The organism is Burkholderia sp. Cy-637, assembly GCF_011753175.1.
In the GTDB taxonomy this organism is placed as follows: Bacteria; Pseudomonadota; Gammaproteobacteria; order Burkholderiales; family Burkholderiaceae; genus Burkholderia; species Burkholderia gladioli.
Genome location: NZ_VWWC01000160.1, coordinates 1 through 16,239 on the forward strand (window position 1 = coordinate 1; position 16,239 = coordinate 16,239).

At 66.6% G+C, this 16,239-nt stretch carries 16 protein-coding genes; 14 read left to right on the forward strand and 2 right to left on the reverse strand.

Going from position 1 to position 16,239, the window contains the following annotated elements; genetic code table 11:
- Positions 1-1,238, reverse strand: a 1,238-nt coding sequence (locus F3J10_RS28640; protein WP_166915370.1) for a collagen-like triple helix repeat-containing protein, incomplete at its 3' end; no start/stop codon positions are given.
- Positions 1,239-1,880: 642 nt separating this feature from the next.
- On the opposite strand from F3J10_RS28640, the gene F3J10_RS28645 reads away from it, so the two are divergent.
- From F3J10_RS28645 to F3J10_RS28710, 14 genes are all read left to right on the forward strand, one after another.
- On the forward strand, positions 1,881-2,054 hold the full coding sequence (locus F3J10_RS28645) for a Flp family type IVb pilin (protein WP_013697795.1): 174 nt from the start codon (positions 1,881-1,883) through the stop codon (positions 2,052-2,054).
- 86 nt (positions 2,055-2,140) lie between these two features.
- A complete protein-coding gene (locus F3J10_RS28650; protein WP_167234218.1) occupies positions 2,141-2,641 on the forward strand; it encodes a prepilin peptidase in 501 nt (166 codons plus the stop codon).
- Positions 2,638-3,108 (forward strand): TadE family protein, encoded by a 471-nt coding sequence (locus F3J10_RS28655; RefSeq protein WP_013697797.1) that lies wholly within the window; start codon positions 2,638-2,640, stop codon positions 3,106-3,108. Before F3J10_RS28650 ends, F3J10_RS28655 begins: the two co-directional genes overlap by 4 nt.
- Positions 3,109-3,204: 96 nt before the next feature.
- Entirely contained in the window at positions 3,205-4,122 is a 918-nt protein-coding gene (gene cpaB / locus F3J10_RS28660; protein ID WP_167234219.1) for a Flp pilus assembly protein CpaB, read from the forward strand.
- A 62-nt stretch (positions 4,123-4,184) separates the two neighbouring features.
- Positions 4,185-5,627, forward strand: a complete 1,443-nt coding sequence (locus F3J10_RS28665; RefSeq protein WP_167243524.1) for a type II and III secretion system protein family protein — start codon at positions 4,185-4,187, stop codon at positions 5,625-5,627.
- 75 nt (positions 5,628-5,702) lie between these two features.
- Positions 5,703-6,956 (forward strand): fimbrial protein, encoded by a 1,254-nt coding sequence (locus F3J10_RS28670; protein WP_167234221.1) that lies wholly within the window; start codon positions 5,703-5,705, stop codon positions 6,954-6,956.
- Between the two features lie 3 nt (positions 6,957-6,959).
- Positions 6,960-8,303 (forward strand): CpaF family protein, encoded by a 1,344-nt coding sequence (locus tag F3J10_RS28675; protein WP_167243525.1) that lies wholly within the window; start codon positions 6,960-6,962, stop codon positions 8,301-8,303.
- Complete coding sequence (locus F3J10_RS28680) at positions 8,296-9,288, forward strand: type II secretion system F family protein (protein ID WP_167243526.1); 993 nt, start codon at positions 8,296-8,298, stop codon at positions 9,286-9,288. The genes F3J10_RS28675 and F3J10_RS28680 overlap by 8 nt, the downstream gene beginning before the upstream one ends.
- Positions 9,289-9,298: 10 nt before the next feature.
- Complete coding sequence (locus tag F3J10_RS28685) at positions 9,299-10,288, forward strand: type II secretion system F family protein (RefSeq protein WP_167234251.1); 990 nt, start codon at positions 9,299-9,301, stop codon at positions 10,286-10,288.
- 28 nt (positions 10,289-10,316) lie between these two features.
- On the forward strand, positions 10,317-11,162 hold the full coding sequence (locus F3J10_RS28690; protein WP_167234256.1) for a pilus assembly protein: 846 nt from the start codon (positions 10,317-10,319) through the stop codon (positions 11,160-11,162).
- A 20-nt stretch (positions 11,163-11,182) separates the two neighbouring features.
- Positions 11,183-11,794, forward strand: a complete 612-nt coding sequence (locus tag F3J10_RS28695; RefSeq protein ID WP_240155733.1) for a DUF3613 domain-containing protein — start codon at positions 11,183-11,185, stop codon at positions 11,792-11,794.
- Between the two features lie 15 nt (positions 11,795-11,809).
- Complete coding sequence (locus F3J10_RS28700) at positions 11,810-13,681, forward strand: TadG family pilus assembly protein (RefSeq protein ID WP_167243527.1); 1,872 nt, start codon at positions 11,810-11,812, stop codon at positions 13,679-13,681.
- Positions 13,682-13,706: 25 nt separating this feature from the next.
- Positions 13,707-15,101, forward strand: a complete 1,395-nt coding sequence (locus F3J10_RS28705; protein WP_167234254.1) for a sigma-54 dependent transcriptional regulator — start codon at positions 13,707-13,709, stop codon at positions 15,099-15,101.
- Positions 15,102-15,150: 49 nt separating this feature from the next.
- Positions 15,151-15,882, forward strand: a complete 732-nt coding sequence (locus F3J10_RS28710) for a DUF2968 domain-containing protein (protein WP_025102276.1) — start codon at positions 15,151-15,153, stop codon at positions 15,880-15,882.
- Between the two features lie 113 nt (positions 15,883-15,995).
- On the opposite strand, the gene F3J10_RS28715 is transcribed toward F3J10_RS28710, so the two are convergent.
- The coding region (locus F3J10_RS28715) for an integrase core domain-containing protein (protein ID WP_167243528.1) at positions 15,996-16,239 on the reverse strand (244 nt) is incomplete at its 5' end.

The window sequence follows — 16,239 nt, forward strand, 5'->3', positions numbered from 1 at the left end:
CCGGCCGAGCTGCCGCCGAGGCTGCCGAGCGCGCCGGTGACGGTCGACACGAGGCCGGTGATCGGGGCGAGCGGGCCGCCCGAACCGCTGCCGGAGCTGCCGCCGAGGCCGCCCAGCGCGCCCGTCAGGCTGCCCAGCGCGCCGGTGATCGGCGCCAGCGGGTTGGAGCCGTTGCCGCCCGTGAGCAGGCCGCCGAGCGAGGCGACCGTGGTACCGGTGGCCGATACCGTCGAGCCCAGGCCCTTGGTGATGGCATTGCCGCCGCCGGTCGACGAGATCAGGTTGCCGGCCTGGTTCAGGCCGCCGCCGATGGTGCCGAGCAGCGTGTTGACCGGCGCGCCGAGCCCGGTCGCGCTGCCGATCGTCTGCGTGGTGTTGGCGATCACCGAGGTGATCGGCGTGATCGCCGAGCTGACGGTCTGCGTGATCTGCTGGACCGGGCCGGTGGTCAGGACCGTGCCGAGCGTGGTGCCGCCGTTGGCCACCGCGGTGCCGAGCGTCGAGACCAGGCCGCCGACCACCGAGGTGACCGGCGCGAGCGGCGAGAGCGGGCCGCTGCCGAGGCTGCTGACCAATTGGCCGGTGCCGGTGACGGCGTTGCCGAGCTGCGATACCACGTTGCCGGTCGAGCCGAGCGTGGTGCCCAGCGGGTTGGTCGAGGCGCCGAGCTGGCCGAGGCCGCCGGCCAGGCCGTTGCCGAGTGCGCTGACCGCGCCGCCCAGGCTGTTCACCACGCCGCCGAGGGCCTGCGTCTGCGCGTTGCCGAGGCCGGGCAGGGACTGGCTGGCGATCGTCGAGCCGATGCCGGACACCGCCGTGCCCGCGTTCGAGACCACGTTGCCGGTATTGGCGACCACGGTGCCGAGCGCGTTGACCGAGGAGGTGCCGCTGCTGGTGCCGGAACTGGTGCCCGAGGACGTACCGCTGCTGGTACCCGAGGAGGTGCCGCTGCTGGTGCCGGAGGACGTGCCGGAGCTGGTGCCCGAGGAGGTGCCGCTGCTGGTACCGGAGGACGTACCGGAACTGGTGCCGGAGGACGTGCCGCTGCTGGTACCGGACGAAGTGCCCGAGGACGTGCCGCTGGTGCCTTGCGGCGTGTTGTTGCCGCCGCTGGAGCCGCCCGTGCCCTGGCTCAGGGTGCCGGAGCCGCCGCAGGCGGAGAGGGAAAGCATGGCTGCCACGGTGGCCGCGATCAAAGTCGTCCGGAGCGTGCCCTGCATGATCGGTTGAGTGTCCATTTCGTCCTCGCAGTGGTGTTGTGTGATCTGTGTTACCGCGACGAAGACTCTGCAACACTCGTGCCACGCGATTCGAATGCCTCTCGAAGACGATTCCCGGCGCCTCGGAAAGCCTTGTTCCATCTAGGTTTAACGATTGCTGAAAACGATTTTTAATCGTTTCGAAACGATCACCGCCAGCCCGATATTCGGGGTTCCGTAACGTAACGTCACAGGATTTCCGTTACGCCGCTCTCGTAACGTGGTACGGCGCGATACGGTTCACTCGAACGATTGTTTTACTGGTGGATTAGACAGGGTGATCTAACCTATCGTTAGCCCTTATGGGGGTGCCGCCGAAAGATAGTAAAAATTGTGATGGCGAGGGAACCGCCGATCGCGAAATTCATAAAAAAAGTTGGAAAGAAAAGGTGTTCGGATTAAGATTCGTCCGTGCATGCCCACGAGTGCACGGCAACATCAAAGTGGAGGTGCCTATCGAAAGTATTGCAAAAGTGTTAACTGGCATCGAAATATGTTAAGAGCTCCTGGAAAAACGAGCTATAAAGAAATGGCTGGAGCCGGACGTCGAAGCCGGTGAAGGTGGACGGCCAAATATGCGAGGCGCATGAGGCCAACGAAACTCAAGGCACGAGGATTACCATGAACGCACTCATCAATCGCTTCCTCAAGGAAGAAGACGGGGTTACCGCTGTCGAATACGGTCTCATCGCGGGCCTCATGGCAGTGGCCCTGGTTGCCGGCGTCACCGCGCTGTCCGGCAGCATTCAAAACCTGTTTACCTATCTCAAGGGCGTGCTCGACGCAGCGCGTTAACCCTGAATAGGGGCGTGTCTCCGTAATCGGGGGTGCGGTCGCCAATTCGGCGTCCGCACTGTTTAAGCACGTCGTTGGGATGCTCGATGATTCTGCTTTTGAGTGTCGGGATATTCCTGGCTTGGGTGGCGCTGGTCGCAATTGCCGATTTCCGTTATCGGCGTATTCCCAATTCCTTGGTAGTCGCCGGACTCATCTGCGCGCTGGCATCAGCGTCGACGGGCCATAACCCATTTGGCACCCCCTTGCTTGGCGCAATAATCGGCGCCATGGTTGCTTTTGTCGGATTGTTTCCATTTTTTGCATTCCGGATGATGGGGGCGGCCGACGTCAAGGTGTTTGTGGTGCTGGGCGCCTGGTGCGGGGCGATCCAATTGTTCTGGTGTTGGGTATTTGCCAGCCTGGTGGCCGGCATTCACGCGCTCGGCATTATGTATTTGACCGGCGCATCAGTCCGGTCGCTGTGGCAGCGAAATGGGGCGGCATTTGCGCTGGGAGGCTTTCGCGGGGCGCCTTATGCGGCGTTTCTCGTGATCCCGGCCGCGGGATGGCTGGTGTTTCAGATCGTTACGGGGAATCTGCGATGAAGACGAAGCTTCTCGCACGACGGGGCAGGCGGGAACGGGGGGCGACGTCGGTCGAATTCGCGCTGATGCTGCCGCTGTTCTTCATGGTGCTGTATGCAGTCGTGACCTATGGACTGATCATTGCCGCCCAGCAGAACCTGACGCTTGCCGCCACCGAGGGCGCGCGTGCCGCGCTGAACTACCAGGTGAGCACGTCCGCCCAAGCTGCGCTGGGAGCACGCGCCGCCGCTGCCTGTACGGCGGCCACCAATCTGACCGGCTGGCTGCCGGGCGTGACCTGTTCCTCGACGCCGGCGGGTACCTGTTCATACGATCCGTCGATGTACTGCATCAAGGTGACGGTCACCTATGCCTACACGACCAATCCGCTGATCGCGCCGTTGCCGCTGATCGGCATGTTGCTGCCGGTACCGTCGGCACTCACGGGTACCGCGACCGTGCAGATCAGTCCGGTGAACATCATCTAGGAGGAGCGTTCATGGCCTTGTGCCGAATGACGGGGTGCTCGGGTGCCGCACTAGCGCCGACGAGAGCTTGCTGAACAGGATGCTCATACAACAACCATGGCCAACAATCTGACGAAAATTCTCGCGGTCGCCCTGATTGCCATCGCGCTGCTGTTAGGCATCTTTGCCTGGGTGCTCGGCCGCAAGCCGGCGCCGGTCGTCAATAACGCGCAGCAGGCGACGCCGGCGAAGCTGTTCCCGGTGGTGGTGGCGGCGCATCCGCTGAAGGGCGGCCAACCGATTCCGGCCGACGGTCTCAAGGTGCAGCAGGCCGCCGCCTTGCCGGAAGGGGCATTCGCCGACCCGGTGCAGATCGTCGGGCGAGTGCCGATCGCCGATGTGCCGGAGCAGGCCGCCGTGCTCGAGAGTTCGCTCTCATCCGGCGTGGCCGATCAGATCGCACCGGGCGAACGTGCGATCGCAGTGAAGGTCGACGAAACGAACGCGGTCGGCAACAAGGTGCGGCCCGGCAACTTCGTCGATGTCTTCCTCAATCTCAAGAAGGATTCCGCCGCTGGCACCACGCTCGCCGGCAATGGCGGCTCCGAAGTCCCCAAGACCCAGGCCAAGCTGCTGCTGTCCAGGATTCGCGTGGTCGCATTCGGTGATGCGACCACGGCGCGCGACTCGTCGGGCGGGGCGCTCAACGGCGTGCGTACCGCCGTGCTGGCCGTGCCGGCGGCCCAGGTCGACGCGCTGACGCTGGGCGAGGCGAGCGGCAGCCTGACGCTTGCCCTGCGCAACCCGCGTGACGAGGAGGTCGCGACGCAGACCGTCGCGATGCAGGTCGGTGCCGACAAGGATGCGATGACGCGCGCAGCCCAGGGGCTGAGCCTGTCCGAGCTGTCTCGCGGCACCGCCGACGCGACGCCGGCGCCGCGCAAGGCCGCGCCGGCGCGCGTGGTGGTTCGTCACTCGGACGGAGGCAATATCGAAGTGATACGGGGCGGGCGGGCCGAATCGGTCGCCTATTGAGTGAAGCGCAACAAGCAGCTTGCAACTGACAGGGAGAGGTCCGGCTGCGGGCCTCCGACACAATGAAAAAGAAACTGATTGCATTGGCCATTGCAGTGAGCGCACTGGCGCTGTCGTCCTGGGCAAGCGCAGCCGGCCCGGAGGCAGGCGTCGACCTGGCGGTTGGCGCGCAGCGTCAGATTGCGTCGGGGCGCAATCTCCAGCGCGTGGCGGTCGGCGACCCGGCGGTGGCCGACATCCTCATCATCAAGGGCGGCGGTGGTGTGATGCTGATCGGCAAGAGCGCCGGCACCACCAACGTGATGCTCTGGGAGCGCGGCCGCAGCGAGCCGACGGTCTATACCGTGCATGTGACGAGCGGCGCCGCGCATGCCTTGCTCAACGATGCCACGCCGCGTGTCGACACCTATGGCGACACGACCGTGATCTCCGGCTCGGCGAATACGCTGGAAGCGCATCAGCGGGCTGTCGACGTGGCGAATGCGGCTGCCGCCGCGCGCGCCGCGGCGCAGCAGTCGAGCAGCGCGGGCGGCGGGCAGGGCAAGGGGCAGGCGGGCGGCGGCGCGCTCGGCAGCGGCGGAGGTAATGGAGGTGGCGGCGGCGACAGCGCCGGTCCGAACGTGGTCGACGCCTCGACGATCAGCGGTCGAAACGTGGTACAGGTGGACGTGCGGGTGGTCGAATTCAGCCGTTCCGCGATCAAGCAGGCGGGCCTGAACCTGTTCAAGTCGAACAATGGATTTTCGTTCGGTTCGTTCGCTCCCAGCTCGCTGCAGTCGTCGAGCTACAACCCGTCGGCGGGCCTGACCGTGACGGCGGTGTCGCCCATCACGTCGGCCTTCAACCTGGTGGTCGGTTCGACTTCGCGAGGCATCGCCGGGAACCTGTCGGTGCTCGAGCAGAACAATCTTGCCCGGATCCTGGCGCAGCCGACGCTGGTCGCGCTGTCGGGGCAAAGCGCGAGTTTTCTGGCCGGCGGCGAAATCCCGGTGCCGGTGCCGCAGTCGTTGGGCACGATCTCGATCGAATACAAGCCCTATGGCATCGGCCTGACGGTCACGCCGACGGTGCTCGGGCCGAATCGCATCGCCCTGAAGGTGGCGCCGGAGGCGAGCCAGCTCGACTTCCTCAATGCCATCACGATCAACAGCATCACGGTGCCGGCGCTGACCACGCGTCGTGCGGACACCACGGTCGAGCTCGGCGACGGCGAAAGCTACGTGATCGGCGGCCTGGTGGATCGCGAGACCACCTCGAACGTGAGCAAGGTGCCTTTCCTTGGAGACCTGCCGATCATCGGCGCATTCTTCAAGAGTCTGAACTATCAGCAGAACGACAAGGAGCTGGTGTTTGTCGTGACGCCTCACTTGGTATCGCCGATTGCGGCGGGCGCGAGCCTGCCGTCGACGCCGGGCGAGCAATCGGAACAGCGCGACGGTCCGGTGTGGCGTTCGTTCCTGGGTGGCATTCTGGTGCCGGACGCGGCTCCGGGGTTCTCGAAATGAGCGCGCCGGAGCGGGGAAACATGAGCGGCCGGACGCGGCGCACGGGTATGCGTCGCATTACGGGGAGTGTTCCACATGAACGCGAGAACTCAATCGTTGGCTGAGCCTGCCGTCACCGATCATTTCATCTGCGCTTCCACGCGTGTCGAGCACGTGCGCTGGCTGGCGCAGACGCTCGTCTCGACGGGCGCGGTCGAGTCGTCGCCGCTCGAGGCGGCCGCGCTCACGCAGCGCATCGGTGGCCTGAATCCGGCCCTGGTCTTCATCGATTTCGCCGGCGACCAGGCCGCCGCCAGCACGGCCGTGGCGGCCGTGCGCACGGCCTATCCGGGCCTGCCGGTGGTGGCGCTGGGCACCCTGGTCGAGCCGGAGAGCGCCTTGTCCGCGCTGCGCGCGGGCGTGCGCGATTTCGTCGACCTCTCGGCGCCGGCCGAGGAGGCGCTGCGCATCACGCGCGGCCTGCTCGACAACCTCGGTGAACCGACCAGCCGCCACGGCAAGGTGCTGTCGCTGCTCGGGGCGCGCCCGGGGATGGGCGTCAGCACGCTGGCGGCGAACCTCGCGGTGCTGCTGCAGCGCAAGGCGGCCGCGCAAAGCCGCCGTACCGCGCTGATCGACCTGGGCCTGCCGGCCGGCGACGGCGCGCTGTTCCTCAACACGCGCTGCGAACTCCATTTCGTCGAGGCGGTGCGCAACCTGCGCCGGTTCGACCGGACCTTCGTCAATACCGCCTTCGCCCATCACGCGAGCGGTGTCGCGCTGACCACGCTGCCGCCCAACCTGGCCGACCTGCGCGAAGTGTCCGCGGCCGCCTGCACGGGGCTGTTCAATCGCCTGCGCGCCTTCGTCGACCAGCAGGTGGTCGATCTCGGCGGTTTCACCAACCGCGAATTCATCTCGCAGATCGTCTCCCTGAGCGACGAGGTCTGGCTGGTCTGCGACCAGGGCGTGGCCTCGGTCGTGTCGGCCGTCGAACTGCTCGGCGACCTGCGCGAGAAGGGCATCAACCTGGAGCGCGTCAAGCTGGTGGTGAACCAGTACGACGCGGCGATCGGCCTGCTGCCGGCGCAGATCGCCGAGCGGCTGGATGTCCCGCTGCTCTCGACGCTGCCGTCGCGGCGCGTGTCGATCGGACATGCGGCGAACCAGGGGCGGCTGATCGTCGAGGCCGCCGAGCGCGACCCATACGTGAAGGCGCTCGATGCGCTGAGCGAGCGGCTCACGGCCGGCGTGCCGAGCCTGCCCGGCGCGCTGCCGCCAGCCCAGGCACCGGCCGGCGGCCTGTCGGCGTTGAAACGATTCATCCACTCCACCACGAAGCGGTCGTAAGCGATGGCACACGACGACATCCAATTTGCCGACGGCGCCGCGCCGTTCTCCCAGACGCAGCAGTTCCACGACATCAAGAACGCCGCGCACGAGCACCTGCTGACCCGCATCGAGGAGCTCGGTTCGGAGTTCGGCCGCTGGTCGCGCCAGGCGATCAACCAGTTCGTCGATCTCGAGATCGACAGCTTCGTGCGGCTGCGCCGGATTCCGCTCAACGAGAGCGAGGTGCGCGAGATCGCCGAGGCGCTGACCAAGGAGCTGGCCGGCTTCGGCCCGATCGAGGACCTGCTCGGCGATCCGCTGGTGGAGGACATCCTGATCAACGGCTACAACGACATCTACGTGTCGCGCCGCGGGATCCTCGCCAAGCTGCCGATCCGCTTCACCGACAACGCCCACCTGCTGCGCATCGTGCGCCGCATCCTCGCGCCGGTCGGCCGCCGGCTCGACGAATCGAACCCGATGGTCGACGCGCGGCTGCCCGACGGCGGGCGCGTCAACGTGGTGATCGAGCCGCTGTCGCTGGACGGCCCGGTGGTGTCGATCCGCAAGTTCCGCAAGGATCCGCTCAAGCCCTCGGACCTGCTCGAGAACGGCACCTACAACGACGAGGTCTCGGTGCTGCTGGAGGCCGCCGTGCAGGCGCGCTGCAACATCCTGGTATCGGGCGGCACCAGCTCGGGCAAGACCTCGCTGCTCAACGCGCTGGCTTTCCACGTGCCCGAGACCGAGCGTGTGGTCACCATCGAGGACACCGCCGAGCTGTCGCTGAACCACCCGCACGTGGTGCGGCTCGAAAGCCGCCCGGGCGGCTTCGACGGCACTGGCGTGGTGAGCATCCGCGACCTGCTGCGCAACACCCTGCGGATGCGCCCGGACCGCATCATCGTCGGCGAAGTCCGCGGCGGCGAGGTGCTCGAGATGCTGCAGGCGATGAACACCGGCCACGACGGCTCGATGGGCACGATCCACGCGAGCTCGCCGCGCGAATGCCTGTACCGCCTCGAGATGTTGGCCGGCTTCGCCGGTTTCCAGGGCACCGAATCGAGCCTGCGCCGCCAGATCGCCAACGCGATCGACTTCATCGTGCAGATCGGCCGGCTCTCGAACGGCCGCCGCCGGATCCTCTCGATCACCGAGGTGACGGGCATGTCCGACAACATCGTGGCGACCCAGGAGCTCTATCGCTACGACGCGCGCGTCACGCCCGAGGGCGAGGAAATCGACAACTGGGAAGCGCTCGGCATCCATCCGCATTCGCCGAAGCTCGCGCGCTTCCGCAACGTGCTGATCGGCAACATGGGCGCGGCCGGCGGTTTCGGGCGCAGCGGAGGCTTCAATGTCTAGCGGCGTGCTCTGGGCCCTGTCGTTCGCGCTGATTCTCGCTGCCGCCGGCGTCTGGCTCTGGCGCGGCAGCCAGATGCGCGAGGAGAGCGCCCATACGCGGCGTTTCTTCGACAGCCGGCTCGAACCGGGCCCGCGAGCCGCCGCCGCCGCGCCCGCCATGAGCGGCGCGCCGGCCGGGCGTCAGCAGGCCGCGGCGGCGCCCGCGAGGCCTCAGCCGGCGCCGGAGGGCGTTGCCGCCTGGCGCGCGAAGGCGGATGTCCTGCTGCGGGGGCTGAGCGATCGTGCCGGACTCGACGAGGTCCGGCCGGTGCTGCTGATGCTGATCGGCGCGGTGGTGCTGGTGGTGCTGTTCGCGGGGATTCGCGGCGGATGGGTGGCGGCGTTCGCCGCCCTGATCGGCGGCGCGACGCTGGTCGGGCTTTGGGTGCTGCGCCGAATCTCCGCGCGGCGCCTGAAGATCGTCCGTCAATTGCCGTCCTTCCTCGACGGCGTGGTGCGCTTGGTCACGCTCGGCAACAGCGTGCCGGCCGCGTTCCAGGGCGCGCTCGGCACCACCGAGATGCCGCTGCGCCTCTGCCTCGATCAGGTATCGAGGATGTTGCGCACCGGCGTCGAGATCGATCGGGCGATGCTGCATATCGCCAAGGAGTATCGGATCCGCGAATTTGAGCTGGTCGGATCGGTGCTGCGACTGTCGGTCAAGTACGGCGGCCGGGCCGATGTGATGCTCGAACGCATGTCGACCTTCATGCGCGACCTCGAACAGGCCGAACGCGAGCTGCGCGCGATGTCGGCGGAAACGCGCCTGTCGGCATGGGTGCTGGGGCTGTTGCCGATCGCGGTGGGCAGCTTCGTGGTGTCGACCAACCCGAAATATTTCATGGCGATGTGGATGAACGAATCCGGGCGCGTCGTGCTGTATGTGGCCTTCATCCTGCAGGCGATCGGCGGCTTCATGCTGTATCGCATGGCGCGACTGAGGTAAGGGAGCGGGCATGGATGCGAATCGTTTGGGGGCGGTCGCTTTGGTGCTTGGCGCCTTGGGGGTGCTGCTGCTCGCCGGCATGGCGATCTTGCGCAGCCTGCTGGTGCAGCGTAGCGAACGCACCTTGCTGAAGGCGCTCGATCAGCGCGTCGAGGCCGGACGCGCGGCGGCATCGCGCGCCGGGCAGCAGGCGGAAGCCAAGCCCCGGGAGACGCCCGCCTCGGGCCTGGCGGCGTGGCGCACGCGCGCGGAACAGATCGGGATGCGCTGGCTCGACAGCGGCCTGGGCAAGCAACTGGTCGCGGACGAGGATCGTCAATTCCTCGAGCAGTGCGGCTACGTCGAGGCCCGGGCTCGCGGCTTGTTCCTGTTCTCGCGCGTGGTCTGCGCGAGCGTGTTGCCGCTGGTGGTCCTGATGATCTCGCTGGCCCGTGGATCGGGCGGCAAGTCGCTGATCTATATCGCTTTCGCGATCGCCATCGGGTTCATGCTCCCGAAGCTCTACATTCGCCGCAAGGCGGCCGCTCGGCGGGAGAGCGTGGCCGAGGAAATGCCGCTGTTCGTCGACATGCTGCGGCTGTTGCAGGGCGTCGGCCTGTCGCTCGACCAGAGCATGCAGGTGATCTCGCATGACTTCACCACGATGCTGCCGGTTCTCTCATGGGAGCTGGGTGTTGCCCAGCGCCAGTTCGCGGCGGGCCGCACGCGAGAGCAATCGCTCGCGCGCCTGACCAGCAGTTTCGACAACGAGGACCTGCGCTCGATCGTGCGCCTGCTGATCCAGGTGGACAAGCACGGCGGCGCGGTCCAGGAGCCGCTGCGGATGTTCGGCGATCGTCTGCGCGACGGGCGCCGGGCCTTGCTGCGGGAGCGGATCGGCCGTCTGACGGTGAAGATGACGGGCGTGATGATCGTGACCTTGCTGCCGGCCCTGCTGATCGTGACGGCCGGCCCGGGCATCATGACGGTCGTCAGTGCGCTGTCGCAGATCAAGCGTTGAAGCCGAGGCAAACAAGGAGCGGATCGAGATGAAACGATCGACATGGCGCATCGCGATCGCGGGCCTGCTGGTGAGCGTGCTCACCAGCGGCTGTTCGCTGTTCAAGGAGTCGAACTACGGCCTGGGGGCGCAAGCCGAGCGAGCCGCGATGATGCAGGCGGCCAACAAGGACGACCCGCCCGATACGCCGGGAATGTATCTCAGCCTGATCGACCGGATGCAGCAACAGGGGCTGTTCTACGCGTCGCTGGCGCACATCGACGCTTATGAGAAGCAATACGGTGCGTCGCCCGACACACATCTGCTACGTGCCGATGCGTTGCGGGCGACCTCGCAGCTCGATGCCAGCGAGCAGTTCTATACACAATTGCTGAACACGCCACTGGCCGCGCGCGGCTATCGGGGCATCGGCCTGATCGCCGGTACGCGCGGCGACTTCGCGCGCGCCGCGAAGATGCTCGATCAAGCCACCTTGCTGGCGCCGACCGACGCTTCCACGCTGTCTGATCTCGCCTATGCGCGGATGCGCACCGGCGACCTGGCCGCCGCGCGCGTGCCGCTGATGAAGGCTGCCGAACTCGACCAGAAGAATGCCCGCATCATCAGCAACGTCGCCCTGTTCCTGGTGGCCAGCGGCCATCAGGACGATGCGCAGGGGCTGATGGGCCAACAGCATATGGCGCCCCAGGTACGCAGCGACATCCTCAACGACGCGGCGCGGGTGGTGGCTGCACAGCGCACGCGGCAACTGGCGGCCGTGCCGCTCTCGGTGCCGGCGGGCGCGGACCGGGCAGGCCCGGGTGGACAGCCGATCGCCAGCAACGACGGGTTCGACCTGGCCGCGCCGCTGTTGCAGCGATTCTCACAAAAATGAAGACGGATACGGAGCCGACCATGCCTCATTTTCATTTCCAGCGCCGTCGCCAGGACGTCTTGCGCGTCGCGATCGCGCTGACGGTCGTGGGTGGCGCATTCAGCGCGTCGAATGCGTTTGCCCAGGTGCCGGACCCGGCGCTGGTGCAACTGCAGCAGCAACTGCAGCCGATGCAGGGCTCGTCGCTGCTGGCGCCTGCCGACGCACAGCCGCAACCGGCAGCGGCCGTGCAGCAGGTGCAGGCGGCGCCGCAGCCGCTGCCGGTGGTGGCGCCTCAAGCCCAGTCGGTTCCGCCGTCCCAGGCCGTCCAGGCGCAAGCCGAGGCGCCGGTGTTGAGCGCGGCGCCGCCGCCCGCGCAGGTGGCGGTGCAGCCCGCGCCTCCGGCGGACGTGCCGCGCCCGCTGCTGCAGCGGCCCTCCGACATCGGCCCCTCGACCGAAGCATGGCTCGATCTGCAACGCAGTAATCGCGCCGCCTCGAACAACGAGCACCCCTTCGAGGGTGCCGCCGCCACGTATGCCTACGAGCGTTACCTGCAGTCGTTCAGGAGGCCGATTCCGACCTGGTTCAACTCGGTTCAGCGAGTGCAGGGCGGCGGCTCGTCTGGCGGCGGCGATTCGCAGTCGCAATAAATCGTCGAGGGCATCATGAAATCCGCACAATCACGTTCCGCCGGCACGTCGACAGGGAAGCCCAGCATCGCCGGCCGCCGTCGGGAGCGTGGTTCGTTCGCCGTCATGGCCGCGGTCTTCCTGGTGGTGATCGCGGCGATCTTCGGCGTACTCGATGTCGGCAATACCTACCTGCAGCGTCGCGACCTGCAGCAGATTGCCGACATGGCGGCCGCCGCCGGCGTGCAGCGGGTCGACAATCTGTGCACCCAGGCACCGACCAGCGCCACCAACAGCGCCACCGTCAACGGCCTGAATACGAGCCAGGGAGACACCATCGCGGTGACCTGCGGCCGTTGGGATCCCACCGTCAATCCCGCGCCGAGCTATTACCTCGCCAACACGAATACCAGCGGCGATCCGAACCGCCTCCAGCTCAATGCGGTGCAGGTCAATGTCACGCGTCAGGTCCGGCATATGTTCGTCGGGCCGTTGCAGACCGTGCGTGCCACCTCGACCGCGCGCGCCACCGCGATCGACGTGTTCTCCGTCGGCGCGACGCTGGCGCAGCTCGGCGGTACCAGCTGCTCGGGCACGCCGGCCTCGTCGTCGGCGAATCCGGGTTTGGTCAACGGCCTGCTCGGCGCGCTGCTCGGCTCGAAGTCGGGGCTCAACCTGAGCCTGGTGTCGTACCAGGCGCTGGCCTGCACCAACGTGCGGCTCGGCGATATCGCGGCCTCGGCCGGGGTCGGCACGATCGACCAGTTGCTCGCGCTGAATCTCTCGCTGTCGCAGTTCCTCAAGCTGATCGCCAATGCGCTGCAGCAGACCAGCGTGGTCAATGCCAACCTGCAGGCCAGCCTCGGCGCGCTGCAGGCGATGATCTCGGCCAACGTGAACGGCGGCAATCTCAACCTCGGCGGCCCGAACGGCCTGCTGAACATCGCCCTGGCCAATACCCAGTCGGCCGCCACCGCCACCGTCAGCCTGCTCGACCTGATCATGGTCGGCGCCGAGGTGGCGAACTCGAACAACGCGGTGGCCGTCAACATCCCTTCGGTGGCGCTAGGTGGGCTGACCGGCACCCAGCTTCAGGTGCAGATCATCAGCCCGCCGTCGATCGGGATCGGCGAAGGCGGCATCAATCCGGCCACCGGGCAGTGGCGCACCCAGGCCTCGACGGCGGCCGTCGGGCTGTACCTGGTGGTCGATCTCGGCCTCAAGCAGGTGCCGATCGTAGGGCCTCTGCTGCAACTAGTCGGCGTCAATGTCGACGTGACGCTGCCGCTCTATCTGCAGGTCGGTACCGGCAAGGCCGTGCTCAACTCGACCCAGTGCGCGCAAACAGCCGCCGCGAGTACCGCCACCATCACGGCCACGCCGGGCGTCGCGAACCTCTGCATCGGCACGCCACCGCTCAATTCGAAAGGCATGATCAGCCTGTCGTCGACCTACAGCTGCAAGTCGCCAGCGCAGATCATCAACGCGCAGATCGCGCCGTTTGGCATTCTCAATCTTCTGCAATTGACCGTTTCGGTCTCGAATATTTCGGTACAGGTCCAGGGGGCGGCGCAGACCCATACCTTCAGCGGTGTAGCCGGCCTCGATTCCGACTATTGGACGGTCAACTCGAACGCGCTCGGCTCGGCGCTCGCCAATGCGCTGGCGCAGCTCGCTACCGCGCAGATTTCGCCGAATCTGGGCCTGCTTGGGAACCTGATCTCGGTTGCACTGCCCTCCAACTTCGTCGGGACCATCCTCGGCATCCTGCAGCCGGTCCTGGGCCCGCTGCTGTCCGCCCTCGACGTGGTTATCGTTCCGCTCCTGAACCTGCTCGGCGTGCAGGTCGGCGCGGCCACCGTGCACCAGATCTCGCTGACCTGCGGGGTCGCGCAGACGGTCTATTGAACGCATTGACTGGTATTGGCATCCGATGAGAAACACACCTGCAATCGAAGGGCTCGACCTCTATGTCTGGGAAGGCAAGGCGGACATCGTCGACCGTGTCGCCCGCTGCATGGCCAGCTTCGACGTGGAGGTGATCCGGGCCGACAACGTGGTGCTGTCGGCCGAGCGCGCGGCCGCGCGTCCGTCGCTGGCGATCATCAGCGTCAGCATGATCGAGAGCGGCGCGGCCTTCCTCAGCGAATGGCAGGCCAATATCGGCATGCCGGTGGTCTGGGTGGGCGCCGCGCGCGGCGGTGGCGATGCCGCCAGCTATCCGCCCGAGTACTCGCACATCCTGCCGCTCGACTTCACCTGCGCCGAGCTGCGCGGGCTGGTCTCGAAGCTGGTCGCGCAATTGCGCGCGCACGCCGCGCAGACCTCCGAGCCGGCCATGCTGGTGGCGCATTCCGAGCCGATGCAGGCCCTGCTGCTGGAGGTCGACACCTTCGCCGACTGCGATACCAACGTGCTGCTGCACGGCGAGACCGGCGTCGGCAAGGAGCGCATCGCGCAACTGCTGCACGAGAAGCACTCGCGCTACCGGCACGGCGAATTCGTGCCGGTCAACTGCGGCGCGATTCCCGACGGCCTGTTCGAATCGCTGTTCTTCGGCCATGCCAAGGGATCGTTCACCGGCGCGGTGGTGGCGCACAAGGGCTATTTCGAGCAGGCCGCGGGCGGCACGCTGTTCCTCGACGAAGTCGGCGACCTGCCGCTCTACCAGCAGGTCAAGCTGCTGCGCGTGCTGGAGGACGGCACGGTGCTGCGGGTGGGCGCCTCCGCGCCCCTTAAGGTCGATTTCCGGCTAGTCGCGGCGAGCAACAAGAAGCTGCCGCAACTCGTCAAGGAAGGGTCGTTCCGCGCCGACCTCTATTACCGGCTGGCCGTGATCGAGCTGGGCATTCCCTCGCTCGAGGAACGCGGCGCGGTCGACAAGATCGCGCTGTTCAAGTCCTTCGTGGCGCAGGTGGTGGGCGAAGAGCGGCTGGCGGCCTTGCCGGACCTGCCTTACTGGCTGGCCGACGCGGTGGCGGATACCTATTTCCCCGGCAACGTGCGCGAGTTGCGCAACCTGGCCGAGCGCGTCGGCGTGACGGTGCGCCAGACCGGCGCCTGGGATGCGGCGCGGCTGCAGCGCCTGGTGGCCCATGCGCGCGCCGCGCAGCCGGTGCCGGCGGAAAGCGTGGCCGAGGTCTATGTGGATCGCAGCAAGTGGGACATGGGCGAGCGCAATCGCGTGATCGCGGCCCTTGACGCCAACGGCTGGCGCCGCCAGGATACCGCCCAGCACCTGGGCATCAGCCGCAAGGTGTTGTGGGAAAAGATGCGCAAATACCAGATTTTCGACGAAGAGCCCGAAGCGCGTGAAAGTGAGGGATAATGCGAGGATTGCGGTCAGAATTACAACTAATCTGTGCAGGAATCTCTACATGAGCCATAAACGGGTTTTGGGGCGGACATTTATTGCAGGATTGGTGGTGGCGGGCGGGTTTCAGGTAGCACAGGCTCAAGGCCTGGCGGGTAGCGACAACGCGGCGCCCGCGGTTTCTCCTGCCGCGCAGTCCTCGGGCGGCGTGGTGAATTCGGCGCCGGCCGCGCCGAGCGCCTTGCCGCAGGCCGCCCAGCCGACGGCGGGCGATAGCGCAGGCACCACGCAGAGCACCATCGACGAACTCCAGCAGCAGATCCAGTCCCACGCGCTGACCGAGATGCGGACCGCGTACAACGGCAGCTATGGCGCGAGCCTGCTGTTCAACATCAAGGACGGCACCTATTACGTCGCGCTGTTCCAGCAGAAGGCGTTCTGGCGCGTGATCAAGACCAGCAACGAGGCACGCGCCGAGGCGGTATTCCGCGATTTCTCGAAGCAGGCCGAATCGCTGGCCGGCTCGGAACTGCAGGCGGCACGCCTGGAAGCGCAGAAGGCTCAGACCGACAAGCAGATCGCGGTGGTCCAGGATCGCGCCAACCGGCTGCAGGCCGATCTGCAGATCGCACGCGAGCAGCAGGCGGCGGTCAACAACCGCCAGAAGGCCACGCGTAGCGAGACGGCTTCGCTGCAGGCCCAGCGCGATGCGCTCCAGGCCCAGCTGCGGCAGTTGCAGATGCAGGTTCGTTCGCTGCAGCGCCAGGCTGACGCCGGGCTGCCGGGCAACCAGTAAGCGCGGGCAGGGCGCTGCCGGGCGAGATTTCCTGCTTGGCGCGCCGGATCGCTGGAAGGTTCGCGGCAGTACGTGCCGTGTCAAGTCCTGAAATAGGTTGACAGTGTTCGACGCTAGAACGCCCGATGCACCGCATCGGGCGTTTTGTATTTGAGGGCGCTATGTGGCCGCTCATGGTTGTAGATATGCACCGACTGTTCGACCATCTTCTTGGCTTGATCCAAGTCGGTGGGGCGATGCAATAAGAACTCACCTTTCAAGATGCCATTGACCCGCTCGGCCAGCGCGTTCTGATAGCAGTCGTAGCCATCCGTCATCGAGCAGCGCAGGCCGTGACGCCGGTGAATCTCCTGGTAA

What these genes read in the sequence shown, in the direction of transcription:
- F3J10_RS28685 (WP_167234251.1), top strand. Translation starts at nt 9,299, where the DNA reads ATGGATGCGAATCGTTTGGGGGCGGTCGCTTTGGTGCTTGGCGCCTTG.
- F3J10_RS28670 (WP_167234221.1), top strand. Translation starts at nt 5,703, where the DNA reads ATGAACGCGAGAACTCAATCGTTGGCTGAGCCTGCCGTCACCGATCAT.
- F3J10_RS28645 (WP_013697795.1), top strand. Translation starts at nt 1,881, where the DNA reads ATGAACGCACTCATCAATCGCTTCCTCAAGGAAGAAGACGGGGTTACC.
- F3J10_RS28690 (WP_167234256.1), top strand. Translation starts at nt 10,317, where the DNA reads ATGAAACGATCGACATGGCGCATCGCGATCGCGGGCCTGCTGGTGAGC.
- F3J10_RS28650 (WP_167234218.1), top strand. Translation starts at nt 2,141, where the DNA reads ATGATTCTGCTTTTGAGTGTCGGGATATTCCTGGCTTGGGTGGCGCTG.
- cpaB (WP_167234219.1), top strand. Translation starts at nt 3,205, where the DNA reads ATGGCCAACAATCTGACGAAAATTCTCGCGGTCGCCCTGATTGCCATC.
- F3J10_RS28675 (WP_167243525.1), top strand. Translation starts at nt 6,960, where the DNA reads ATGGCACACGACGACATCCAATTTGCCGACGGCGCCGCGCCGTTCTCC.
- F3J10_RS28695 (WP_240155733.1), top strand. Translation starts at nt 11,183, where the DNA reads ATGCCTCATTTTCATTTCCAGCGCCGTCGCCAGGACGTCTTGCGCGTC.
- F3J10_RS28700 (WP_167243527.1), top strand. Translation starts at nt 11,810, where the DNA reads ATGAAATCCGCACAATCACGTTCCGCCGGCACGTCGACAGGGAAGCCC.
- F3J10_RS28655 (WP_013697797.1), top strand. Translation starts at nt 2,638, where the DNA reads ATGAAGACGAAGCTTCTCGCACGACGGGGCAGGCGGGAACGGGGGGCG.
- F3J10_RS28710 (WP_025102276.1), top strand. Translation starts at nt 15,151, where the DNA reads ATGAGCCATAAACGGGTTTTGGGGCGGACATTTATTGCAGGATTGGTG.
- F3J10_RS28705 (WP_167234254.1), top strand. Translation starts at nt 13,707, where the DNA reads ATGAGAAACACACCTGCAATCGAAGGGCTCGACCTCTATGTCTGGGAA.
- F3J10_RS28665 (WP_167243524.1), top strand. Translation starts at nt 4,185, where the DNA reads ATGAAAAAGAAACTGATTGCATTGGCCATTGCAGTGAGCGCACTGGCG.
- F3J10_RS28680 (WP_167243526.1), top strand. Translation starts at nt 8,296, where the DNA reads ATGTCTAGCGGCGTGCTCTGGGCCCTGTCGTTCGCGCTGATTCTCGCT.